This is a genomic window from Streptomyces sp. TAA204 (assembly GCF_000424965.1).
This window is the reverse complement of record NZ_AUKW01000003.1, coordinates 257,753-281,195: the sequence shown is the minus strand read 5'-3', so window position 1 is coordinate 281,195 and position 23,443 is coordinate 257,753. Positions and strand designations below refer to the sequence as shown.

Genomic DNA, 23,443 nt, shown 5'->3' with positions numbered 1-23,443 from the left:
GAGGGTGAAGTCCGACCGTCTGCTCTCGATCCTGCTGCTGCTCCAGACGCGCGCCCGTGTGCCCGCCGACGAGCTGGCCCGCCGTCTGGAGGTCTCCACCCGCACGATCTACCGCGACGTCGAATCCCTTTCGGCCGCCGGCGTGCCCGTCTACGCCGAACGCGGACGGCACGGCGGAATCCGCCTCCTTCCCGGCTTCCGCACCGACGTCACCGGCCTCACCTCGGACGAGTCGCGCGCCCTGTTCGTGCTGGTCGCACAGGGCGCACACTCGGCACACTCGGCGCTCGGCCTGGACAACGCGCTCGGCTCGGCCCTGCGCAAGGTGATGGCCGCGCTGCCGGCGCCCCACCGTCCGGCCGCCGAGCTCACCAGCCGACGCGTACTCGTCGACCCCGGCCGCTGGCTGAGCGGCACACAGCCCGCCGTCGACCTGGGCGTCCTCAGCACCGCTGTCTTCTCCGACCGCCGGCTGCGCATCCGCTACCGGCACGGCGGCGGGACCAGCACGCACAACTACACCGTGGACCCCTACGGGCTGGTGGCGAAGGCAGGCACCTGGTACCTGGTCGCGGACCGGCGCGGACGCCCGCAGCTGTTCCGTGTCGACCGCGTCCTCGGGGCGAACGTCACCGAGGCGCCCGTCCAGCGAAGGCCCGGAGTCGAACTGGCCGACGCATGGGACGTGCTGAGACGCCAGGTGGAGGAGCGGCCGACGGACGTCAGGGTCAGCGCCCGCGTGCGCGGCTCACGCTTCGAGCTGTTCAGACGCATCGTCGGACCGTTCGTGCTGGACGACCCGGGCCCGGGCGGCAGCGGTGCGGAGGGTGCCGGTGCCGGTGCCGGTGCCGACGAGTGGGTTCCCGTCACGCTCGCCTACCCGGTGCTCACCGCCGTCCGCCAACTGCTGCAGTTCGGCGCGGACGTCGAGGTTCTCGAACCCGCGGCGGCACGTGCGGAACTCGCCGGTGCCGCCGCCCGCGTCACCGCCCTCTACGGCGGGGACGCACACGGCGACAGCGCGCAGGAAGCGGGCCCGCAGGGCGATCGCCCGTCACCGCGGAAGCAGCCGCTCCAGTGAAACCGCGACACCGTCCGCGTTGTTGGAGGCCGTCACCTCGTCGGCGACCGCCAGCAGTTCGGGGTGTGCGTTCTCCATCGCCACCCCGTACGCCGCCCAGTCCAGCATCGGAAGGTCGTTGGGCATGTCGCCGAACGCGATCGTCCCGCCGGCGGAGACACCCAGCCGCCGTGCCGCGAGCGACAGCCCCCTCGCCTTGCTGAGTCCGGGCGGCAGCAGCTCGACCAGGCCCTCGCCCGACATCGTCACGCTCACCATGTCGCCCACGACGGCTCTGGCCGCGTGCGCCAGTTCGTCGTCGCCGAGGCGGGGATGCTGCAGATACAGCTTGTACAGCGGTGCCTCCCAGAGAGGGTCACGACCGGTGCACAGCACAGTGTCCGGACTGTCCTCACGCACCCGGTAGCCCGGACCGGCCAACGCCTCACCGTCGGTGCCGTCCCGTGCGACCGCCAGCGCGAGCGGCCCCGTCTCCGCCTCGATCTTCGCGACCGCGAGCCGGGCGAGCTGCCGGTCGAGCGTCACGGACGTCAGCAGCCGCCCCGCGCCCGCGTCGTAGACCTGTGCGCCCTGAGCGCACACCGCCAGCCCTTCGTAGTCCAGGTCGGCCAGGATGTCCTTCGCCAGGGCGGTCGCGCGTCCCGTCACGACGATGTGCGCGGCGCCGAGTGCGGTCGCGGCGGCCAGCGCCTCGCGCGTACGGGAGGAGACCGTACTGTCGTCCCGGAGCAGCGTCCCGTCGAGGTCCGTGGCGATCAGCCGGTACGGAAAGGGCTGCGCCGACGCGGGCGCACCGCCGGGCCGGTCGCTCACTTGCCCACCGGCTCCAGGACCTCGCGTCCGCCCAGGTACGGGCGGAGCATCTCCGGTACGCGCACCGAACCGTCCGGCAACTGGTGGTTCTCCAGCAGCGCGACGATCGTACGGGGCACCGCGCACAGGGTGCCGTTCAGCGTCGCCAGCGGCCGTACGTGCTTGCCGTCCCGCACGCGGATCGAGAGCCGGCGGGACTGGAACTCGGTGCAGTCCGAAGTGGAGGTCAGCTCGCGGAACTTGCCCTGGGTGGGGATCCACGCTTCGCAGTCGTACTTGCGCGCGGCGGAGGAGCCCAGGTCGCCGCTGGCGACATCGATCACCTGGAAGGGCAGTTCGAGGCCGGTCAGCCACTGCTTCTCCCACTCCAGCAGCCGCAGATGCTCCGCCTCGGACTCCTCGGGCGCGACGTACGAGAACATCTCGACCTTGTCGAACTGGTGCACGCGGAAGATGCCCCGGGTGTCCTTGCCGTACGAGCCGGCCTCACGGCGGAAGCACGGCGAGAAGGCGGCGTAGCGCAGCGGCAGCCGGGACGCCTCGATGATCTCGTCCATGTGGTAGCCGGCGAGCGGGACCTCGGAGGTGCCGACCAGATAGAAGTCGTCCCTCTCCAGGTGGTAGACGTCCTGCGCTGCCTGGCCGAGGAAGCCGGTGCCTTCCATGGCCTGCGGCTTGACCAGCGCCGGGGTCAGCATGGGCGTGAAGCCCGCCTCGGTCGCCTGTGCGATGGCGGCGTTGACGAGCGCCAGCTCCAGCAGGGCGCCGACGCCGGTGAGGAAGTAGAAGCGCGATCCGGAGACCTTGGCGCCGCGTTCGACGTCGATCGCTCCGAGCAGCTGGCCCAGTTCCAGGTGGTCCTTGGGCTCGAAGCCCTCGGCGGCGAAGTCGCGGGGGGAGCCGACCGTCTCACGGACGGTGAAGTCCTCCTCGCCGCCGACCGGGACCTCCGGGCGGATGACGTTGCTGAGCAGGCGCAGCAGGCGCTGGGTCTCCTCCGCCGCCTCGTCCTGCTCGGTGTCGGCGGCCTTGACCGCGGCGGAGAGCTCACCGGCCTTCCTGAGAAGTTCGGCCTTCTCCTCGCCCGCGGCCTTGGGGATCAGCTTGCCGAGCTGCTTCTGCTCCGAGCGCAGGGAGTCGAAGCTCGCGCTGGAGGACCTCCGGCGTTCGTCGGCGGAGAGCAGGGCGTCGACGATGCCGACGTCCTCTCCACGGGCGCGCTGGGATTCGCGGACACGGTCGGGGTCCTCGCGGAGCAGTCGAAGGTCAATCACCCCGCCAGGGTACCGGTGGGGATCAGCATGGCTCGACAGCAATTCAGCAGCTCATTCTGAACTTGATTGTCTCTTTTTTACCGAAAAGGAAGGAAAGTGCTCACGGCTGGCGCCGTCCCGGGCAGCAGACCTCCGCGCACACTCGCGGAGCCTCATCTCCGCCCTGCACAGAGGCAGTTGACAGTCCCTCAGCACGCGGCCGCGGCTGACTTATCCACAGGCCGCGCACCCCTCCGGAACTTTTTCCACAACCATCGTGCCGGGGCTGTGGAAATTGAAGGAGATCGTTCCGAGAGAATCCGGACCGCCTCGGAATTCCCGTCGCAAACCCGTAATAAGCACTCAATCGAGCGGGGTTGACTCACCCCAAAGAGTGGGAGGAGGGAATTGACGTGACGAAGGGGGACGACGACACCTGTGCACTCTTACGCGGTCTCCATGATGCTTTGTCGACAATGTCCGTTTTGCGTCGCAGACTTGTACACAGGCCGCCCGCTACCCTGTGGATAACTCCGTGGGCTGCACAGACGCGTCAGCCGCGGCCGTCCAGACAGCGCGTCAGCCAGTCCGCGGCCTCCACGAAGTCCGCGTCCGTCGTGCCCTTGCGCTCCACCGGAGCCACCTCGTCCGCGCGCGGATACGAACCCAGATAGCGCACCCTCTCGCACGCACGCTTCAGCCCCATGAACACGTCCCCGACCCGCCGGTCCTGCAGATGCCCCTCGCAGTCCACCGAGAAGCAGTAGCGGCCGATCCCCTCGCCCGTCGGCCGGGACTCGATGCGCATCATGTTCACACCGCGCGACGCGTACTCCTGCAGGACCTCCAGCAGCGCACCGGGATGGTCGTCACGCAGCCAGAAGACGACCGAGGTCTTGTCCGCACCCGTCGGAGCCGCGGGCCGCGCCGGCCGTCCCACCAGGACGAAGCGCGTAGCGGCGTTGTCCGCGTCGTGGATGCCGGTCACCAGTGGTTCGAGCCCGTACGTCGCCGCGGCGAACTCTCCGGCGAAGGCCGCGTCGTAACGCCCCTCCTGCACCAGCCGCGCACCGTCCGCGTTGGACGCCGCGGACTCCCACAGCGCGTCCGGCAGATGCGAGCCCATCCAGTTGCGCACCTGGGGCTGCGCGACCGGATGCCCGGTCACCGTCTTGATGCTCTCCATCGGTGTGCCGGGGCGTACCAGCAGGGCGAAGGCGATCGGGAGCAGCACCTCGCGGTAGATCATCAGCGGGCGGCCGCTCGCCAGCTCGTCGAGCGTCGCGGTCACTCCCCCCTCGACCGAGTTCTCGATCGGTACGAGCGCCGCCGCGGCCTCCCCGTTCCGTACGGCGTCCAGTGCCGCCGGCACGGAGACCATCGGCAGCAGCTCGCGCGTGGCGGCCTCGGGGAGGGTGCGCAGAGCGGCCTCGGTGAAGGTCCCCTCGGGACCGAGGTAGGTGTAGCGGCTCGCTGGTGACATACCGCCACGTTAGTCGTGCGGCGGAGCCGGTGCGCCCGCTGTCTCATCTGCCGGTCCGCTGCCGGTCTGGGCACCCCCGGGCGTACGTGCGGAGGGGCCCGGGCTACGGTCACGGGTGACCGTAGCCCGGGCCCCTCCGCGCTCGGCGCTGCGCCTGTGCCCGGCCCTTCAGGCGGGTACCGGCCGGCCGGGCAGCGCGGGCCGCCGTGCCGGTGCGGGCACCGGCACGCGTCGCGTCACTCGTCCCCGGCCAGCGTGAGGGTGCGCAGCTTGCGGGCCGCGTACCAGGTGCCGCCGACGGTGGCGACCAGCAGCAGCGTCACACCGGTCGTCACGCCCACCTCGGAGCTGATGCCGGCACCGTTGTCCGAGACCTTCTGCGCCAGGGCCAGGGCCCACTGCTGCACCGACAGTGCACGCGCGCCCGGCACCATGCTGCCGAAGAGGGCCTCCCAGATCAGGGCGTAGACCAGGCCGATGACGACAGCGTGCCGGGAGACCGTGCCCAGCAGCAGGAAGATGGCGCTGTAGGCGACGGACGCCACCGCGGCGGCCACCGCGTACGCGACGGCGATCTGCTGGCTGTTGCCGTTGAGGATGAAACCGGCCACCAGCGTCGGGACCGCCGAGAAGACCACGGTCACGAAGATCGCCACGATCAGTTTCGTGAAGATGATGCTGGACCGCTTGAGCGGCTTGGCCAGCAGATAGACGACCGAGCCGTCGTCGATCTCCGGCCCGATCGCGCCCGTGCCCGCGACGACGCCGATGAGCGGCACCATCGTGGCCATGGCGAAGCCGCCCAGCAGCTCCGTCGTCACCTGGTCGTCCGCGCCCGTCAGGCCGCGTACGGAACCTGCCACGACGAGCAGGAGCACCGGCAGCGCGCACAGGAGCAGCGCGCGCCGGCGCCCCAGGAGCGCCCTGTAGGTGAGCCTTGCGACTGTCTGGTTGTACATCGTGAAGGCTCCCTTCAGGCCGCGACGAGGTAGGAGAAGACGCTCTCCAGGGACTCGTCCGAGGGCGAGACCGTGTAGAGCCGGATGCCGTGCTCGCGGGCGAGCCGCGGGAGGAGCTGGGTGAACCTGCCGAAGTCGACGGCCTGGATGCGCAGGGCCTTCTCGTCCTCGTCGAACTGGATGCCCGCCGTCGAGGCGTCGGCGATGAGGGCCGCCGCGAGGCGCCGGTCGTCGCTGGAGCGTACGAGATAGCGGTGCGGGCGGTCCGTCATCAGACGGCGGATCTTGCGGAAGTCGCCGCTGGCCGCGTGGCGTCCGGCGACGACGACCTCGATGTGGGACGCGAGCTGTTCGACCTCTTCGAGAATGTGCGAGGAGAAGAGCACCGTCCGGCCCTGGTCGCCCATCTGCCGCAGCAGCTGCATCAACTGCATGCGCTGGCGCGGGTCCATGCCGTTGAACGGTTCGTCGAGCAGCAGCACGGACGGATCGTGCACGAGGGCGGAGGCCATCTTCACGCGCTGGCGCATGCCCTTGCTGTACGTGGAGATCTTGCGGTCCTGCGCCTGCTCCATCTCGACCGTGGCGAGGGCCTTGCGGGCGGCCGCGGCCGGGTCGGGCAGCTTGTGCAGTTCGGCGTTGGCGAGGACGAAGTCCCAGCCGGTCAGGAAGTCGTACATCCCCTCGCGTTCGGGGACCAGGCCGATCTCCTTGTACACCTCCTGGTTGCGCCAGATCGGCGAGGAGTCGAGCGTGACGCTCCCGGTCGAGGGCGCCAGGAAACCGCCCATCATGTTGATGAGGGTGGACTTGCCCGCGCCGTTCGGGCCGAGGAGGCCGGTCACGCCGGGGCCGATGTCCATGGTGATGTCGTTGACGGCGACGACGTTCCCGAACCAGCGGGAGGTGTGGTCGATGTGCAGCGTGGTCACAGCCCGGCCTTTCGGTAGCGGCGCAGCAGCAGGGCGTACGTGCCGGCGATGAGTACGGCGGTGAGCAGAACGTAGACGGAGGCCTGCGTGCCGGTCAGCTCCTGGCCCGCCGGGAAGCCGCTCTGCCCGTCGAGGAGCTTGCCCTGCAGGCCGTCGATGAGCGTCCCGGCCGAGCCCAGCCCGAGCCAGCCGATCGGCCCGGGGTTGTCCTGCACGGCGAGGATCGCCTGCAGCGCGGTGATGAGCATGTACGGGATGGTCAGCACGGCGATGATCGCCGCCACCCCGAAACCACGCCGCGGGGTCGCCGCGGCCACGGCCAGTCCGATACCGGCGTGCAGCACGGAGAAGACCAGGCAGCAGACCATGCCCAGGGCGAAGCCCTTGGTCTCGTCGCCGAAGTCGAGCTTCGCCAGCAGCGCTCCGACGTAGAGGATGAGGACCGACGCCCCGGTGAAGACGAAGATCGCCGCGGAGAGTGCGGCGTACTTCGCCCCGACGTAGTCGCCTCGCTCGATGGGACGGGAGAAGTAGAGCGGGACGACGCGGAAGCGCAGGTCGAGGGAGACGGCCTGAGGTGCCATGGCGGCGATGTAGATGCCGATGACCGGCTGCATCTGGATGATGTAGGAGCTGTAGTCGATGGGCATCCGCTTCGCGTCGGTGAAGACGGCCACGGCCACGACGATCGCGGCCGGTACGCACATCACGGCGAAGAGGATCATCGGCAGCACCTTGGACTTGGCCGAACGGCCGAGCCCGTACGCGGCGCGCAGCGACTGCTCGAAGAGCGAGGTGCGGGCGTACCCGCGGCCGAGCCGCGGTCCGTCGTAGTTGCGGTAGCCGATGTTGTGGATGACGTCGTCGCCGCGCCGCGGGCCGGCGGGCGCCTGCTCCGTGGCGGACGCCGTCTTCGTCGCCGACTGCGACGCGGATGCGGGGGCGTGAGGCTCAGGCGACATCGCCGCTGCCTCCCTTCTGCGGCTGGAGTTCGCGGTCGGCGGGGGCGACGGCGGGTGCCGTGGCGGTGCCGGCCGCGGCGTCCCCGGCGCCGCCGTCCGTGTCCGGGCGGGCCTGCGCAAGGGAGGCCTCCTGGTCGGCGCCCCCGTGGAAGACCTCCGCGATGCGGTGCCTGCGCTGTTCCATCCGGACAAGGCCGAGGCCGAGCCGGGTGACGGTGTCCCGGACGGTGTCGTAGGCGCTCTCGTCGGTGGCGTCGACCATGAGCAGATGCCCGGCGCCTGGTGCCCCGGCCCCGCCCGGTGCCTGCGCGGACAGACCCGCGGCGACCAGTTCGGAGCGCAGCGCCTCGGTCCCGTCCGGGTGCTCGTCGGTGTCGGTGACCTCCACGGCGAGCGACGGCGTGCTCTTGGTGAAGTCGGCCGTGGTGGAGGCGCGCAGCAGCTTGCCGCCGTCGATGACGACGACCTGGTCGCAGGTGCGCTCCAGCTCGCCGAGCAGATGGGAGGTGACGAGCACGGAGATGCCGAAGTCGGTGTGCACACGGCGGATGAGGGCGAGCATCTCGTCGCGGCCGACAGGGTCGAGCCCGTTGGTCGGCTCGTCCAGCAGCACCAGTTGCGGGTCGTGCACGAGGGCCTGCGCGAGCTTGACGCGCTGCTTCATGCCGGTCGAGTAGCCGCCCATCGGGCGGTAGCGCTCCTCGTACAGTCCGACGTGGCGCAGGGTGTCCGCCGTGCGTTCGCGCGCCGAGTTCGCCGGCAGACCCGAGATGCGCGCCATGTGGACGACGAACTCCGTCGCGGAGACGTCCGGTGGCAGACAGTCGTGCTCGGGCATGTAGCCGACGCGTTCACGGATCGCGGAGCCCTCACGGGCCACGTCCATGCCGAGGACGGTCGCGCTGCCCTCGCTCGCCGGATCGAGGCCCAGGAGAATCTTGATGAGGGTCGACTTTCCGGCCCCGTTGGCGCCCACCAGGCCGGTAACACCCGGTGTGACGCCGACGGTGAGCCGGTCCAGGGCGGTCACCCTTGGGTACCGCTTGGTCAGGCTTTCGATAGCAATCACATTCACCCTCCCGACGCTAGGGCCTCACCCCTGTGTGCCACGTCCGTCCTGGGGTCTGGATCCGGCTGGTACCCGAGGGGGACGCTCCCCCTAAGGGGATGAGAACAAGTGGGGGAAATAGTGAGCTACCGACGGTATCCACAGGCTTCTGCGGCCTATTGACGCCGCCAGCGGGTGTTGTCACATTGATCGGTGTCAACTACGCGGGCCGGCGGTGGCGCCGGCCACGGAGCGAGCGCGGGGTGCGGGATCTGTGAACGGGCCGGTGGGCAAGGGGCTGGAAGGGGCGCGGGAGCGCTGGGTGCGCGGTGAGGGCGTCGACCTGTGCGTCGCGGAACTCGGCGACGAGGCCCGTCCCACCGTCGTGCTGGTGCACGGCTATCCGGACAGCAAGGAGGTCTGGTCGAAGGTCGCCGGGCGGCTTGCCGACCGCTTCCATGTGGTGCTCTACGACGTGCGGGGCTGCGGGCGCTCCTCCGCGCCCGTCCCGCTGCGCGGCGGCTTCACACTGGAGAAGCTGACGCGGGACTTCCTGGCCGTGACCGACGCCGTCTCACCGGACCGTCCCGTCCACCTCGTCGGCCACGACTGGGGATCGGTGCAGGGGTGGGAGTTCGCGACGGTCAGCGCGACGGAGGGCCGGATCGCCTCCTTCACCTCGATGTGCGGCCCCTCCCTGGACCACTTCGGCCACTGGATCAGGAGACGCGTCGGGCGGCCCACGCCCCGGCGCCTCGCACAGGCGCTGGGCCAGGGCGCCCGCTCCTGGTACGTCTGCGTGCTGCACACGCCGGTCCTGCCGGAGCTGGCGTGGAAGGGGCCGCTCTCGACGTACTGGCCGAAGTATCTGCGACGGGCCGAGAAGCTTCCGGACGACGGCTATCCCACCTCCTCCCTCTCCCGCGACGCCGCGCACGGCGCCTGGCTCTACCGCGACAACGTGCGCGACAGGCTCGGCAGCCCCCGTGAGGACTGCTACGCGCATGTGCCGGTGCAGGTCGTCACGCCCACGCGGGACGCCTTTCTGAGCGAGCGGCTCCACGACGACCTGGAACTGTGGGAACCGGGAATCACCCGGCACCGGCTGGACGCCAAGCACTGGATACCGCGCACGAGACCGGACCAACTGGCCATCTGGATCAGCGATTTCGTCACCGCGAGAGAGTCGGGACCGACGGCCGCGGAGGTACGGGGCAGCGTTCCGGGCGGACCGCTCGCCGAGCGCTTCGGCGGGCAACTGGTGCTGGTCACCGGCGCGGCGGGCGGCATCGGCAGGGCGACGGCGCTGGCCTTCGCGAGCGTCGGCGCGCGCGTCGTCTCCGTCGATGTCGACGGCCCGGGCGCGGAGCGTACGGCCGAGCTGGCGCGGCTGGCCGGTGCGCCGCAGGCGTGGGCGGAGACCGTCGACGTGAGCGACGCGCGGGAGATGGAGAAGCTGGCCGACAGGGTCGCCGAGGACTGCGGCACCGTCGACGTGCTGGTGAACAACGCGGGGATCGGCCTCTCCGGCCCCTTCCTGGAGACGAGCGTCGAGGACTGGAAGCGGACGCTGGATGTGAACCTGTGGGGTGTCATCCACGGCTGCCGGCTCTTCGGCAAGCAGATGGCGGAGCGGGGCCAGGGCGGCCACATCGTCAACACCGCCTCGGACGCCGCCTATCAGCCGACGAGGCTGCTTCCCGCCTACGGCACGTCGAAGGCCGCCGTACTGATGCTGAGTGAATGCCTGCGGGCGGAGCTGGCGGGGAAGGGCATCGGCGTCACCGCGATCTGCCCCGGGCCGGTCAACACCGGCATCACCGGCACCGCCCGCTTCGTCGGCCTCGGTGAGGCGGAACAGCGGCGGCGCAGGGAACGGATCGCCAGGCTGTACAGGCTGCGCAACTACCCGCCGGAGAAGGTCGCCAAGGCAGTGATGCGAGCGGTCGTGCGCAACCAGGCCGTGGTTCCCGTGACGCCGGAGGCACACGGCGCGAGGATGCTCTCCCGGTTCGCGCCGCGCGCCCTGCGCGCCCTCGCCAGGATCGACCCTCCGCTGTGAGTAGGGCGCACGCGGCGGGCGGGGAGTACCGCATCGAGGATCTGGCGCAGCACAGCGGCGCCACGGTCCGCACGATCCGCGCCTACCAGGACCGCGGCCTGCTGCCCAGGCCCGGACGGCGCGGGCGGGCGAACGTCTACGACGACTCGCACCTTGCCAGGCTGCGTCAGATCACCGGGCTGCTGGAGCGCGGCTACACCCTTGCCTCCATAAAGGAGCTGCTCGAAGCGTGGTACGAGGGCCGCGGACTGGCGGGAGTGCTGGGTCTCGTCTCGGAGGTCGAGGGCCCGTGGACGGACGAGGAACCCGCACACCTCACCGGCGCGGAACTGCGCGCCCTCTTCGGCGAGGAGGGAACGGGTGACGCCGTTGCCGAGGCGGTCGAACTGGGCGTGCTGATTCCGCTGCTGGACCGGACGGGGCACTACCTCGCCCCCAGCCCCGGGGAACTGGCCGTCGCCGCCGAACTGCACGGTGCCGGAGTGCCGCTGCCCGCCGTCACCGGGCATCTGCGCGAACTGCGCCCACAGGTGCAGCACATCGCGGCCCGTTTCATGGATCTGGTCAACGAGCACATCTTCGTCCGCTATCTCCATTCATCTCCCTCGGACGAGGACGCCTCGGAGGCGGCCGGCCTCGTACGCCGGCTGCGCCCGCTCGCCCAGCAGGCCGTCGACGCCGAACTGGCCCGCGCGATGCGGACCTTGGCCTCACGCAACCTGGGTGAGCATCTGCGGCGGGCGACGGCCGGGGACCGGGAGCACCGTACGGACGGGGCGGTGACGATGGCGGCGTGCCCTCCCCTGCCGGGCGAGCAGGGGAACTTCACGGGCCCCACGGGCTCCACCGGCTCCACCGGCTCCACCGGCTTTCGGGGAGCCGCGTCCGGGGTGGAGGCCACCCCGGACGCGGCTCCGGCGACGGACACGGGCGCCCTCGCGGACGCGGGCGCGGGCGCAGTCCCGGACGCGGGCACAGCCCCGGGCGCGGCCTGTGGCCCCACCGAGGAGGTGCGGCTGCCCGCCGCGACGCTCGCGGCCGTCCGGGACCTGGTCGGCACGGGGAACGCCGCCGCCTTCATCGCCGCCGCGGCGGAACGCGAGGTGAGGGCCCGCGAAATGGACGCCTTCACGACCGGACGTCCGGGCGGCCCGCCGACCGGCCGCAGCGAGGGCGGCCGCGAGCCCACGGCGGGCGGAGACGGGGAGGCGACGCGGTGAGCAGACCCCGGTGAACTGGGACTCCGTCCACGGCCACCGGGGCGGAAGGGGGGACTTCCCCGCATCAGATGCCGGGTGCTCCCCATAGGGGGAACCAGCGGCCGAGGTCCGCCTCCGTGGCCAGATCGTCCGTCAGCAGCCCCCGCACCTGCAGCTCCAGCGCGCTGTCCCGCTTCTCCCGCTGCCCGGGCTGCGGCGCGAACGGGTAGAAGGTGCCGCGCTTGTAGAGGTAGACGAGCGCCAGCCGCCTGTCGTCGCCCTCCTCGGCCGCGCGGAAGCCGACCATGGAGCACAGCAGCTGGGGGCCGAAACCCCCTTCGACGAGGAGGGTGTTGACGGCGTGCAGGTCGTTGACGAGGCCGGTCGTCTCCTCGGGGGGATGCCGGGCGAGCAGCCATGTGTAGCCGTATTCGTCCTGGCTGAACTCCACAGGTGTGCCGCCCTGGTCGGCGTCGGCGTCCAGCAGCTCCCTCACGTCCCGCTGAAGTTGTTTGAAGGCGCCGCCCTCGACACTGGCGAAGCAGACCGACCCGAGGCCCGTCGGCACCAAGTCCGCACCGGCCTGCAGTGTGACCGCGGCGGCGGGCAGAGCGAAGAGCTGGTCGAGATCCGGACGTACAGGCTTGCTGCGCCCGAGGAGAGCGTCCAGGAGACCCACGGTGTTCACGTCCCTTCGGCTGGAAACGGCGAGCGGCGGCCGGCGGATGAGGGGGTGGCGCTCAGCGGGCGCCGGGCCGTGAAGCCCTGGTGTCCCGGCGGACGGCGGCCGGACACCTGTGTGCCCGGCCGCTCACTGCTGCCCGAGCTGCGTGCTGATGCGGCTGAGCTGGTCGAGGCGGCGCTCCAACGGCGGGTGCGAGGAGAGCAGCGTGGCCACGCTCTCGCCGGAGAAGGCGGGCACGAAGTAGAAGGCGTTGAACGGCTCGGCCTTGCGCAGATCGCGGGTGGGGATGCGGGCCATCTGGCCGCTCACCTTCGTCAGCGCCGAGGCCAGGGCCGAGGGCCGCCCCGTCAGCAGTGCTCCGGCCCGGTCCGCGGACAGTTCGCGGTACCGCGAGAGCAGCCGGGTCAGCAGGAAGCTGATGACGTAGACGACGATGCTCACCAGGGGGATCAGCAGGAAGAGCAGCCCCGCGCCGTTGTCGTTGCCCCGCCCGGCCCGGCTCAGTCCGCCGAAGAGCGCGACGCGTGTCAGTACGCCCGCCAGTACGCCCAGGAAGGAGGCGATCGTCATCACCGCCACGTCGCGGTGCGCCACGTGGGACAGCTCGTGGGAGAGCACTCCCTCCAGTTCCTCGGGCTCCAGGCGTCTCATGAGCCCGGTGGTCGCGCAGACCATCGACTTCTTCCGGCTGCGCCCGGTGGCGAAGGCGTTGGGTACGTCGCTCTCCGCCAGGGCCACCTTCGGCTTGGGCATGTCCGCCAGCGCACACAGGCGGTCCACCGCGCCGTGGAGTTCGGGGGCCTGCTCCGGGGTGACCTCGCGGGCCCCCATGCTGAAGGCGGCGATCCGGTCGCTGAACCAGAACTGCGCGACGAAGAGCGCGCCCACTGCCAGCACGATCAGTGGCCAGGCGTTGCTCATGACCGCGATCAGCGTTCCGACGAGCACCACGTAGAGCAGCCCGATGAAGAACATCGTGATCACCATGCGGCTGGTCAGTCCGCGGTCGGCGACGTACCGGCTGTGAACTGCTGCCATGACCGTCGCTCCTCCTCACCTGTCTCGGCCGTCCCCGAGCGTGTCCTCCCGGCGCCTCCCGCCCCTGCCGCGTCTCACGTCATCGCGGACCGGGCCGGCGCAGACCGACACCATTGAGGTAATTGTCCCCTTTCCGGTACCCGACCGGCCAATGACCCGGAGCGCTCGGGCGATCACCACCTGCGACACCGTCCGGGCCCGGGTTCCCTGCGCCCTGACGGAGGCCCCCCGTAACCTCGGCGGCATGACGTCCTCCTTGCGCCTGTCCGCCGTGATCCTCCCCGTCGACCGCTGGCATGACGGCGGTCGCGAGCGGTGGCAGCGGGCGGAGGAGCTGGGCTTCCACACCGCCTACACCTACGACCACCTCTCGTGGCGGGAGCCCTTCCGCGATGGGACGTGGTTCGGCGCCGTCCCCACGCTGACCGCCGCCGCGGTGTCCACGGAACGCCTGCGGCTGGGCACGCTCGTGACGTCGCCCAACTTCCGCCACCCGGTGCCGCTGGCCAAGGAGCTGATGTCCCTGGACGACATCAGCGGCGGCCGGATCACGCTCGGCGTCGGCGCGGGCGGCAAGGGGTTCGACGCGACGGCGCTCGGCCAGGACCCCTGGTCGGCCCGCGAGCGCGCCGACCGCTTCGGCGAGTTCGTGCCGCTCCTCGACCGGCTGCTGCGCGATCCGGTCGTCTCCTACGACGGGACGTTCTACTCGGCGCGGGAGGCCCGCGGCATCCCCGGCTGTGTGCAGCGCCCCCGGCTGCCGTTCACCGTCGCCGCCACGGGACGGCGCGGCCTCCTGCTCGCCGCGCGCTACGGGCAGGCGTGGGTGACTCCCGGCGACCCCGGCATCGCCGCGACAGGCACACCGGACGAGGGTGTGCAGGCCGTGCGCCGTCAGATCGTCCGGCTAGGCGGAGCGTGTGCCGAGACCGGCAGGGACCCGGCAGAGCTGGGGAAGATCCTGCTCGCGGGCTTCACTCCGGGGAGACCGCTGGACTCCCTCGACGCCTTCGTGGATTTCGCGGGACGGTACGCGGAGGCGGGAGTCACCGAGATCGTGCTGCACTGGCCGGTTCCGGGGACGGTCTTCGCCGCCGATGAGCGGGTCTTCGAGCGGATCGCCACCGAGGCGCTCGCGCAGCTGCCGGGCCGGGCCTGACGCGGATCGTTTCCGGCGGCCGCAGAAGGCGCCGGGTGCTCATCGGGGAGGTCCTCCGCACGGGTGTGCGTGCATATGCGCGATGATGGACGCTGTGAATGAGCCGCGCGCAACTCCCGCCCCTGGCGCCTCCCGCTTGTCTTCCCGCACCTCCCCCTGCGCCTCCGCCCGCCCGTCACCGCTCGCCCCGGCCCGCTCCGGAGCGGCACCGGTACGCCCCCGGCTGATCGCGACCGACCTCGACGGCACTCTTCTGCGCGACGACAAGACGGTCTCGGACCGTACGGTCGCCGCCCTGGCCGCCGCCGAGGTCGCTGGTCTCGATGTCTTCTTCGTCACGGGGCGCCCCGCGCGCTGGATGGATGTCGTCAGCGACCACGTCCACGGGCACGGCCTCGCCATCTGCGCGAACGGTGCGGCGGTCGTCGACCTGCACCGGGGGCGGCGGATCATCGACGTGCGGCCCCTCGATCAGCAGAACGCGCTGACAGTGGTGGACGCCCTGCGGGAGGCCGCTCCGGACGTCAGCTTCGCCGTCGAGCGCACCGGAGGCATCCACTTCGAACCCCTGTATCCGGCGCTGCACCCCGACCCCCTCGGGATCGTCGCCCCGGTGGAGAAGCTGCTGGGCCCCGGCAACGCCGAGCCCGTGCTGAAGCTGCTCGCGTACCACCCCGAGGCGGAACCGGACGAGTTCCTCGCGCTGGGCCGGAAGGCGGCGGGGGCGCACGCCCAGTTCACGCGCTCCGGCAGGTCCGCCCTGCTGGAGATCAGCGGCAGCGGCGTGAGCAAGGCCAGCACGCTGGAGCGCTGGTGCGCCCGCCGCGGGGTTCGGCCGGAGGAGGTCGTCGCCTTCGGGGACATGCCCAACGACCTGGAGATGCTGTCCTGGGCGGGAACGTCCTACGCCATGGCCAACGCCCATCCGGAGGTGCTGGCGGCCACGACGCACCGCACCTCCACCAACGAGAGCGACGGCGTCGCCGAGGTCATCGAGAAGCTGCTCCTCGGTCTGCCCGGCGCCGCGCCGGCGCCGGCGTCGGCGAAGGCACCGGAGAAGGCGCCGGCGAACGAGGCGGGGCCGGCCGCCCCGTAGCGCTCAGGTCGCGGGCGGCGTCCGCCTCCCGTGCGAGCATCCGGCTGAACGGCCCGTCCGCGGCGGCCAGTTCCCGGTACGTGCCACGCTCTGCGGTACGTCCGCCGTCGAGCACGATCACCTCGTCCACCGCGTCCAGGCCCTGCAGCCGGTGCGTGATGAGGAGCGTCGTCCGGCCCTCGGTGACGGCCAGCAGATCGGCGGTCAGCGCGTCCGCCGTGGGCAGGTCGAGGTGCTCGGCGGGCTCGTCGAGGACGAGGACGGGAAAGTCGGCCAGCAGCGCGCGGGCGAGTGCGAGCCGCTGGCGCTGCCCTCCCGAGAGCCGGGCGCCGTGTTCGCCGACGAGGGTGCCGAGGCCGTCCGGGAGCGTGGCGACCCAGGTGTCGAGGCGGGCGGCGGCCAGCGCCCCGTGGAGGTCGGCGTCGCTCGCGTCCGTACGGGCGAGGCGGAGGTTCTCGCGCACGCTGCTGTCGAAGATGTGGGCGTCCTGCGCGCAGAGCCCGACCATGCGCCGCACCGTGTCGGAGCGCAGGTCGCCCGCGGGGACTCCGCCGAGCGTGTAGGAGCCGCTGTCCGCGTCCAGGAAGCGCAGCAGCGCGTGGGCGAGGGTGGTCTTGCCGGAACCCGACACCCCGACGACGGCGACGCGGCGTCCGGGGGTCAGGTCCAGGTCGAAGCCGGCGAGCGGCGGGTGGCCGGGCGCCGGAACAGCGACGTCCGGACCGCGCGGGGTGCGGCCTTCGGCCCGGGTGTCCCACGGCTCCTCGCTGCCGGGCCCGCCCGGATAGCGCACGGTCAGACCGCGCAGGGACAGCGGGAAGGGGGAGTCGGGTGCGGGCGGTTCGGGGCGGGAGGGTTCGCTGACCGGCTCGGGCGCCCGCAGCACGTCCTGGACGCGTTCGGCGGAGCGCCGGGTGCGCTGGCGGTACTGGACGGCGAGCGGCATCCCGCCCACCGCCTCGAAGGCGGCGAGCGGTACGAGGACGACCGTGGCGAGCCACACCCCGTCCAGGCGCCCGGAGTGCACGGCCGAGACTCCGGCCCAGGCGGCGGCGGTGACGGTGAGGCCGGAGACCAGGGCGGCCAGGCCCGCTCCCAGAGCGGTGACGGCGGCCGAACGGCCGGCCAGGCGTGTGAGGGCGCTGTCCGCGTCGCGGGCGGCGGCCCTGCGGGCCGGAAGCGCGCCGGCGACCGTCAGCTCGCCCGTCCCGGTCAGCAGATCGACCACGCGTGTCGTCAGCGTGCCCCGTGACGGGGCGAGTTGCCGTTCCGTGCGCCGGGAGACCGCAGCCGTGAGGGCGGGGACGGCGAGGCCCGCCGTGAGCAGGCCGAGGGCGAGTACGGCACCCGCGGCGGGGAGGACCGCGCCGGTGAAGGCGACGGAGGCCAGGGAGACGGTGGCCGCGACGTACGCGGGGAGCAGCCAGCGCAGGAAGTGGTCCTGCAGGGCGTCCACGTCGCTGACGAGGCGCGTGAGGAGGTCGCCCCTGCGGGCCCGGCCGAGGGCGGCGGGTGCGAGGCGTTCGAGCCGTGCGTAGACGCGGACGCGGACGTCGGCGAGGACCCGCAGCACCGCGTCGTGCGAGACGAGCCGCTCCGTGTAGCGGAAGACGGCACGGCCGATGCCGAAGGCGCGGGTCGCCGTGACGGCGACCATGAGGTAGAGGATCGGTGGCTGCTGGGAGGCACGGGAGATCAGCCAGCCGGAGGTGGCCATGAGGCCGACGGCGCTGAGGAGGGCGAGGGAGCCCAGGAGGAGGGCGAGGGCGAACCGGGGGGCCCGGCGCAGCCGCCCGGGTCCGTGGAAGGTGCTCGTGGCGGCGGCTTCGCCGCCGGATTCGCCTGTCCCGTCGCCGCGTTCCGTCCCGTCGCCGTGTTCCGTCCCGTCGCCGGCCGCGTTCGCGCCGCCCGCCCGACGGGCGTCCCCGCCGGCCTCCCTCTCCCCGTCGTCCGGAAGGCCGTGCGGGCTGCTGTCAGGGAGGGGCCGGCGGACGGCCGCGGGCCGCTCCTCCTCGTACGCGGAGACCTCCGGTTCCGGTTCCGGTGCCGAGAGCGTGACCACGCGGTCTGCCACCGCGAGCAGGGCCGGGCGGTGGGCGACCAGAAGCACCGTGCGGTGCTCCGCGTGGCGGCGGAGGGCGTCGGCGATCGCCGACTCGGTCGTGGCGTCCAGCGCGGCTGTCGGCTCGTCCAGCAGCAGCAGCGGCCGGTCGGCGAGGAAGGCTCGGGCCAGTGCGACACGTTGACGCTGGCCCGCGGAGATGCCCGTACCGCCTTCGCCGAGGACGGTGGCCGGGTCGAGGTCCGTCACGGCCTGGGCGAGGGCGGTGCGCACCTCGTCGTCCGTGGCGGCGGGCCGGGCCAGCCGTACGTTGCCGGCGACCGTGCCCGCGAAGAGGTGGGGGTGCTGGGGAACCCAGGCGATCTGGGAGTGCCAGCTGACGGTGTCGAGTTCGTGCAGGTCGGTTCCGTCGACGCGGATGCTCCCGCGGGTGGGGCGGGTGAAGCCGAGCAGGGCGTGCAGCAGCGTCGACTTGCCCGCGCCCGAGGGACCGGCGAGGGCGAGGGTCTCGCCCGGCGCGAGCGTCAGGTCCGTGGCGGGAAGGGAGTCCCGGGCCCGGCCCTCGTGGCGTACGGCGAGGCCGTCGAGGGTGACGGTCGCGCCGCGCAGAGCGGGCGCGGGGGTGCGCGAGGGCGCCGGGGGCTCCTCCTCCAGTACGGCGAAGACCTCCTCGGCGGCCGAGAGCCCTTCGGCGGCCGCGTGGTAGTGGGTGCCGACCTGGCGCAGCGGGAGGTACGCCTCGGGTGCGAGTACGAGGACGAGGAGCCCGGTACGGAGGTCGAGCTCGCCGTGCACGAGGCGGACGCCGATGCCGACGGCGACGAGGGCGACGGAGATCGTGGCGAGCAGTTCGAGCGCGAAGGCGGAGAGGAAGGCCATGCGCAGGGTGCGCAGCGTGGCGCGGCGGTAGTCGGAGGTGATGGCGCGGATGTTGTGTGCCTGTGCCTTGGCCCGTCCGAAGACCTTGAGTGTGGGCAGGCCGGCGACGACGTCGAGGAAGTGCCCGGACAGCCGGGTCAGCAGCCGCCACTGCCGGTCCGTACGGGCCTGCGTCGCCCACCCGATGAGGACCATGAACAGCGGGATGAGGGGCAGCGTGACGAGCACGACCACCGCCGAGAGCCAGTCGGCGGTGACGATGCGGGCCAGCACGGCCACGGGGACGACGACGGCCAGGGCGAGCTGGGGCAGGTAGCGGGAGAAGTAGCCGTCGAGCGCGTCGATTCCGCGGGTGGCGAGGGTGGTCAGCTCGCCGGTCCGCCGGTCCGAGAGCCAGGACGGGCCCAGGAGCGTGGCCCGCTCCAGCAGCCGGTCGCGCAGTTCGGACTTGACCGCGGCGCTGCTGCGGTGGGCGGCCAGTTCGGTCAGCCACGACACCAGTGCACGTCCGAGGGCGGTGGCGGCCAGCAGCAGCAGCTGGGTTCGCAGGTCCTGGGGTGAGGACTGCTCCTGGAACGAGCCGACCACGATGTCCGCGATCAGCATCGCCTGCACGATGACGAGCGCCGCCGTGACGACGCCCAGCAGCACCGAGGCGGCGAGGAAGGCGCGCGTGGTGCGGGCGTGGGTGAGCAGGCGCGGATCGACGGGTTTCATGGGCCGGCCTCAGTGGTTGTCGGCGATGTGCTGGGTGCCGATGCGCTTGCGGAAGACCCAGTACGTCCAGCCCTGGTAGAGCAGGACGACGGGTGTGGCGAAGCCCGCACACCAGGTCATGATCTCCAGCGTGTACGGGCTGGAGGCCGCGCCCTGCACGGTCAGGCTCCAGTCGGGGTCGAGCGAGGAGGGCATGACGTCGGGGAAGAGCGCGAGGAAGAACGTGGCGACGGTCGCGGCGATCGTCACCCCGGACAGCGCGAACGCCCAGCCCTCGCGGCCGGCCGCGTTGGCGGCGAGGGCGACGAGGAGCGCGAGGACGGCGGCGGCTGCGGCGGCCAGGCTCATGGCGTCGCCGTTCTCCCGCTGGGTCCAGCCGAGGAAGAGCGCGGTGAGGACGGCGGTGGCCAGGCCGAGACCGGTGGCGGTGCGTCGGGCGCGTACGCGGATGTCCCCGGTCGTCTTCAGGGCCGTGAAGACGGCGCCGTGGAAGGTGAAGAGGGTCAGGGTGACCAGGCCGCCGAGAAGGGCGTAGGGGCCCAGCAGGTCCGCGACGGTGCCGGCGTAGTTCTTGTCCGCGTCGATCGGCACGCCCCGCACGATGTTGGCGAAGGCGACGCCCCAGAGGAACGCGGGCAGCAGGGAGGTGAAGAAGATCGCCGTCTCCCAGCGGTTCTGCCAGTTCCTCTCCGGTCGTTTGGAGCGGTACTCGAAGGCGACCCCGCGGACGATGAGGCAGACGAGGATGAGCAGCAGCGGCAGGTAGAAGCCGGAGAAGAGGGTGGCGTACCAGTCGGGGAAGGCGGCGAAGGTGGCGCCGGCCGCGCTGAGCAGCCAGACCTCGTTGCCGTCCCAGACGGGGCCGATGGTGTTGATCAGTACGCGGCGCTCGCGGCGGTCGCGGGCGAGGAGCCGGGTGAGGACGCCGACGCCGAAGTCGAAGCCCTCCAGGAAGAAGTAGCCGGTCCACAGGACGGCGATGACCGCGAACCAGATGTCGGGAAGTTGCATCGCACGCTCCTCAGTAGGAGAAGGCCATGGGCCGGTCGGGGTCGTTCTCGTCGTGCCCGCCGATCCGCGTGGGCGGGTTGAGGTCGGCCTCGGTCAGCTCGGGCGGTCCTGCCTTGATGTACTTGGCGAGCAGCTTGACCTCGATGACGGCGAGCACCGCGTACAGCGCGATGAAGACGAGCATCGAGGTGAGCACCTCGCCCTGGCTGACGTTGGGGGAGACGGCGGCGGAGGTGGGCAGCACGCCGTAGACGACCCAGGGCTGACGGCCGGTCTCGGTGAAGATCCAGCCCCAGGAGTTGGCGATCAGCGGGAAGGCCATGGTCAGCAGCGCGAGCCGCCAGTACCAGTGGGTGAGTACGGGCCCCAGCTCGCGGTCCCTGGTCAGCGCGAGGCGTGGCACCTCCTTCGCGGTGGTGCGCAGCCGGGGTGAGAGCCACAGCTTCCGGCGGGTGAGGTACAGACCGGCGGCGCCCAGCGCCAGGGAGGTCATCCCGAAGCCGATCATCCAGCGGAAGGACCAGTAGGCGACGGGGATGTTGGGGCGGTAGTCGGCGATGTCCATGGTGTCGCCGTACTTCTCGCGCAGGGCCTTCTCGGTGTCGTTGATGCCGGGGACGGCTTCGGAGAAGTTGTCGTGGGCGAGGAAGGAGAGCAGGCCGGGAATCTCGACGGCGACCTTGTTGTGTCCCTCGTCGACGTCGCCGTAGGCGAAGACGGAGAAGGGTGCCGGCGCCTGCGTCTCCCACAGGGCCTCGGCGGCGGCCATCTTCATCGGCTGCTGGTCGTACATGATCTTTCCCAGCCGGTCGCCGCTGACGGCGGTGAGCGTACCGGCGACGACCATGGTGATCAGGCCCAGCCGCAGCGAGGTCCGCATGACCGGCACGTGCCGTCCGCGCACGAGGTGGTAGGCGGCGACGCCGACCATGAACGCCGCACCGGTGAGGAATGCGGCGACGAGGGTGTGGGCGAACTGGGCCAGCGCGGTGTTCTGGGTGAGCACGCGGAGGAAGTCGGTCAGTTCGGCGCGGCCGTTGTCCGGGTTGATGCGGTAGCCGACGGGGTGCTGCATCCAGGAGTTGGCGGCCAGGATGAAGAACGCGGAGAGCACGGTGCCGATCGCGACCATCCACATGCAGGCGGCGTGGATGCGTTTGGGCAGCTTGTCCCAGCCGAAGATCCACAGGCCGATGAACGTGGACTCGAAGAAGAACGCGATCAGCGCCTCGAAGGCGAGGGGGGCGCCGAAGACGTCGCCGACGAAGCGGGAGTAGTCCGACCAGTTCATCCCGAACTGGAACTCCTGCAGGATGCCGGTCACCACACCCATCGCGATGTTGATCAGGAAGAGCTTGCCCCAGAACTTGGTGGCCCGGAGGTACTTCTCCTTGCCGGTACGCACCCACGCGGTCTCCAGTCCCGCGACGAGCGAGGCGAGCGAGATCGTCAGGGGGACGAAGAGGAAGTGGTAGACGGTCGTGACGCCGAACTGCCAGCGCGCCAGGGTCTCCGGCGCCAGAGCTGTGATCTCCACCGGCTCTCTCCTTTGCCTGTGCCTCCGCGCCGCCGCCGGGTGGCGTTCCGTCCCGCTTGGGGCGGGTGTGACCGGGCCGGAATGGGGCGCTCGTGAATGAGTTCACATTCACAAGCAATATTACGACCGGTCTCCCGGGTCAGCACAGCGGGGTCCCCGAAAGCGCCGTCCCGCCCGCGGGGCCCAGGAGAACGGGCGATGCGGGCGGGACGGTGGTGGTGCGGGGGCGTCCGGGGCCGGAGCCGGGCCGGAGCGAGGAGAGGCCGGGCGGAACGGACTCAGTACTCGCTCTTGCGGAAGGCGGCGGCCGTCTGCAGGAAGAGGTCGTTGGCCTCCGGCTCCCCCACCGACACCCGCACACCCTCGCCCGCGAAGGGCCGGATCATCACGCCCGCCGTCTCACAGGCCGCCGCGAATCCGGTCGTACGCTCGCCGAGCCGCAGCCACACGAAGTTGGCCTGCGACTCGGGCACCGTCCAGCCCTGGGCGACCAGTTCACGTGAGACGCGGGCACGCTCGGCGACCAGCGTCTCCACCCGCTCCAGCAGCTGCTCCTCGCTGCGCAGGGAGGCCACCGCCGCGTCCTGGGCGATCCGGCTGACGCCGAAGGGGACGGCGGTCTTGCGCAGGGCGGCCGCCACCGGCTCGTGCGCGACGGCGAAGCCCACCCGCAGCCCTGCCAGCCCGTACGCCTTGGAGAAGGTCCGCAGGACACACACATTGGGGCGCTCACGGTAGAGCTCGATGCCGTCGACGACCCGCTCGTCGCGTACGAACTCGCGGTAGGCCTCGTCCAGGACGACCAGCACGTCCTCCGGCACCCGGTCCAGGAAACGCTCCAGCGCCGCTCGGGGGATGGCCACGCCCGTGGGGTTGTTGGGGTTGCAGACGAACACGAGCCGGGTGCGGTCGGTGACGGCGTCGGCCATCGCGTCCAGGTCGTGCTCCTCGCCGTCCGTCAGGGGCACCTGCACGGACGTCGCGCCGGAAATCTGGGTGATGATCGGGTAGGCCTCGAAGGAGCGCCAGGCGTAGATCACTTCGTCGCCCGGCCCCGCGGTGCACTGGAGGAGCTGCTGGGCGACGCCGACCGAGCCCGTGCCGGTCGCGACATGCTCGACGGGGACGCCGAACCGGTCCGCCACCTCGGCCAGCAGGGCGGTGCAGGCCATGTCGGGGTACCTGTTGGCGCTCCCGGCGGCGGCCGTCATGGTCTCCAGCACACCCGGCAGCGGGGGAAAGGGGTTCTCGTTGGAGGAGAGCTTGTACGCGGCGGGCCCCGAGGCCGCCGGCCGGCCGGGCCTGTAGGTGGGAATCCCCTCGAGCGCGCTGCGCAGCCTGGGTGTCTTCTCGCTCACCGCTGGTCCTCCTCGTCCCCGACGCCGGCATCAATGCTTCTCACCTTAAGAGGAATCCGGCGTGGGGCGTACGGGTGTGCGTCATGAGCTCCCCCACGCACGCCCGCGC

At 71.6% G+C, this 23,443-nt stretch carries 18 protein-coding genes; 5 read left to right on the top strand and 13 right to left on the bottom strand.

Annotated features, from left to right (window positions below; all coding sequences use genetic code 11):
- Positions 1–4: 4 nt before the first annotated feature.
- Positions 5–1,081 carry a helix-turn-helix transcriptional regulator gene (locus H343_RS29280; RefSeq protein WP_078505115.1) on the top strand — a complete coding sequence of 359 codons (1,077 nt, stop codon included), beginning with the start codon at positions 5–7 and terminating at the stop codon, positions 1,079–1,081.
- On the opposite strand, the gene H343_RS0106925 is transcribed toward H343_RS29280, so the two are convergent.
- The 7 genes from H343_RS0106925 to H343_RS29275 all read right to left on the bottom strand — a co-directional run bounded on the left by H343_RS0106925 (position 1,055) and on the right by H343_RS29275 (position 8,552).
- Positions 1,055–1,894, bottom strand: coding sequence for a Cof-type HAD-IIB family hydrolase (locus H343_RS0106925; RefSeq protein WP_051264660.1), 840 nt, complete (start codon positions 1,892–1,894; stop codon positions 1,055–1,057). The two genes, H343_RS29280 and H343_RS0106925, sit on opposite strands and share 27 nt — an antisense overlap.
- Positions 1,891–3,168: a serine--tRNA ligase gene (gene serS, locus H343_RS0106920; RefSeq protein WP_028430549.1), complete on the bottom strand. Its 1,278-nt coding sequence runs from the start codon at positions 3,166–3,168 to the stop codon at positions 1,891–1,893. The genes H343_RS0106925 and serS overlap by 4 nt, the downstream gene beginning before the upstream one ends.
- A 532-nt stretch (positions 3,169–3,700) precedes the next feature.
- Positions 3,701–4,630: a prephenate dehydratase gene (gene pheA / locus H343_RS0106915; RefSeq protein ID WP_028430548.1), complete on the bottom strand. Its 930-nt coding sequence runs from the start codon at positions 4,628–4,630 to the stop codon at positions 3,701–3,703.
- A 236-nt stretch (positions 4,631–4,866) separates the two neighbouring features.
- Complete coding sequence (locus H343_RS0106910; RefSeq protein WP_028430547.1) at positions 4,867–5,589, bottom strand: ABC transporter permease; 723 nt, start codon at positions 5,587–5,589, stop codon at positions 4,867–4,869.
- Between the two features lie 14 nt (positions 5,590–5,603).
- Positions 5,604–6,521: an ABC transporter ATP-binding protein gene (locus tag H343_RS0106905; protein WP_028430546.1), complete on the bottom strand. Its 918-nt coding sequence runs from the start codon at positions 6,519–6,521 to the stop codon at positions 5,604–5,606.
- On the bottom strand, positions 6,518–7,483 hold the full coding sequence (locus tag H343_RS0106900) for an ABC transporter permease (RefSeq protein WP_028430545.1): 966 nt from the start codon (positions 7,481–7,483) through the stop codon (positions 6,518–6,520). Before H343_RS0106900 ends, H343_RS0106905 begins: the two co-directional genes overlap by 4 nt.
- Positions 7,473–8,552: an ABC transporter ATP-binding protein gene (locus H343_RS29275; RefSeq protein ID WP_078505113.1), complete on the bottom strand. Its 1,080-nt coding sequence runs from the start codon at positions 8,550–8,552 to the stop codon at positions 7,473–7,475. Before H343_RS29275 ends, H343_RS0106900 begins: the two co-directional genes overlap by 11 nt.
- A gap of 253 nt (positions 8,553–8,805) precedes the next feature.
- On the opposite strand from H343_RS29275, the gene H343_RS0106890 reads away from it, so the two are divergent.
- Both H343_RS0106890 and H343_RS29270 read left to right on the top strand, forming a co-directional pair.
- A complete protein-coding gene (locus H343_RS0106890) occupies positions 8,806–10,593 on the top strand; it encodes an SDR family oxidoreductase (RefSeq protein WP_028430544.1) in 1,788 nt (595 codons plus the stop codon).
- A complete protein-coding gene (locus tag H343_RS29270; RefSeq protein ID WP_051264658.1) occupies positions 10,590–11,813 on the top strand; it encodes a MerR family transcriptional regulator in 1,224 nt (407 codons plus the stop codon). Before H343_RS0106890 ends, H343_RS29270 begins: the two co-directional genes overlap by 4 nt.
- Positions 11,814–11,877: 64 nt before the next feature.
- Here H343_RS29270 and pspAB read toward each other — a convergent pair whose 3' ends face one another.
- Together pspAB and htpX are read right to left on the bottom strand one after the other, a co-directional pair.
- The gene (pspAB, locus tag H343_RS0106880; protein WP_028430543.1) at positions 11,878–12,471 is read right to left on the bottom strand and encodes a PspA-associated protein PspAB; all 594 of its coding nucleotides are present in this window, start codon (positions 12,469–12,471) and stop codon (positions 11,878–11,880) included.
- Between the two features lie 132 nt (positions 12,472–12,603).
- Positions 12,604–13,515 carry a zinc metalloprotease HtpX gene (gene htpX, locus H343_RS0106875; RefSeq protein WP_028430542.1) on the bottom strand — a complete coding sequence of 304 codons (912 nt, stop codon included), beginning with the start codon at positions 13,513–13,515 and terminating at the stop codon, positions 12,604–12,606.
- Between the two features lie 244 nt (positions 13,516–13,759).
- On the opposite strand from htpX, the gene H343_RS0106865 reads away from it, so the two are divergent.
- On the top strand, positions 13,760–14,674 hold the full coding sequence (locus H343_RS0106865) for an LLM class flavin-dependent oxidoreductase (RefSeq protein ID WP_028430540.1): 915 nt from the start codon (positions 13,760–13,762) through the stop codon (positions 14,672–14,674).
- A 136-nt stretch (positions 14,675–14,810) separates the two neighbouring features.
- Entirely contained in the window at positions 14,811–15,770 is a 960-nt protein-coding gene (locus H343_RS29265) for an HAD family hydrolase (RefSeq protein WP_486586810.1), read from the top strand.
- Here the strand turns inward: H343_RS29265 and cydD are convergent.
- From cydD to hisC, 4 genes are all read right to left on the bottom strand, one after another.
- On the bottom strand, positions 15,664–19,428 hold the full coding sequence (gene cydD / locus H343_RS29260; RefSeq protein ID WP_078505111.1) for a thiol reductant ABC exporter subunit CydD: 3,765 nt from the start codon (positions 19,426–19,428) through the stop codon (positions 15,664–15,666). The two genes, H343_RS29265 and cydD, sit on opposite strands and share 107 nt — an antisense overlap.
- Before the next feature lie 9 nt (positions 19,429–19,437).
- Positions 19,438–20,439, bottom strand: coding sequence for a cytochrome d ubiquinol oxidase subunit II (cydB, locus tag H343_RS0106850; RefSeq protein WP_028430539.1), 1,002 nt, complete (start codon positions 20,437–20,439; stop codon positions 19,438–19,440).
- Positions 20,440–20,449: 10 nt separating this feature from the next.
- On the bottom strand, positions 20,450–21,970 hold the full coding sequence (locus tag H343_RS0106845; protein ID WP_037902883.1) for a cytochrome ubiquinol oxidase subunit I: 1,521 nt from the start codon (positions 21,968–21,970) through the stop codon (positions 20,450–20,452).
- 284 nt (positions 21,971–22,254) lie between these two features.
- Positions 22,255–23,334 carry a histidinol-phosphate transaminase gene (gene hisC / locus H343_RS0106840; RefSeq protein ID WP_028430537.1) on the bottom strand — a complete coding sequence of 360 codons (1,080 nt, stop codon included), beginning with the start codon at positions 23,332–23,334 and terminating at the stop codon, positions 22,255–22,257.
- Positions 23,335–23,443 lie beyond the last annotated feature (109 nt).

What these genes read in the sequence shown, in the direction of transcription:
- H343_RS0106900 (WP_028430545.1), bottom strand. Translation starts at nt 7,483, where the DNA reads ATGTCGCCTGAGCCTCACGCCCCCGCATCCGCGTCGCAGTCGGCGACG.
- htpX (WP_028430542.1), bottom strand. Translation starts at nt 13,515, where the DNA reads ATGGCAGCAGTTCACAGCCGGTACGTCGCCGACCGCGGACTGACCAGC.
- H343_RS0106910 (WP_028430547.1), bottom strand. Translation starts at nt 5,589, where the DNA reads ATGTACAACCAGACAGTCGCAAGGCTCACCTACAGGGCGCTCCTGGGG.
- pheA (WP_028430548.1), bottom strand. Translation starts at nt 4,630, where the DNA reads ATGTCACCAGCGAGCCGCTACACCTACCTCGGTCCCGAGGGGACCTTC.
- H343_RS0106865 (WP_028430540.1), top strand. Translation starts at nt 13,760, where the DNA reads ATGACGTCCTCCTTGCGCCTGTCCGCCGTGATCCTCCCCGTCGACCGC.
- cydB (WP_028430539.1), bottom strand. Translation starts at nt 20,439, where the DNA reads ATGCAACTTCCCGACATCTGGTTCGCGGTCATCGCCGTCCTGTGGACC.
- cydD (WP_078505111.1), bottom strand. Translation starts at nt 19,428, where the DNA reads ATGAAACCCGTCGATCCGCGCCTGCTCACCCACGCCCGCACCACGCGC.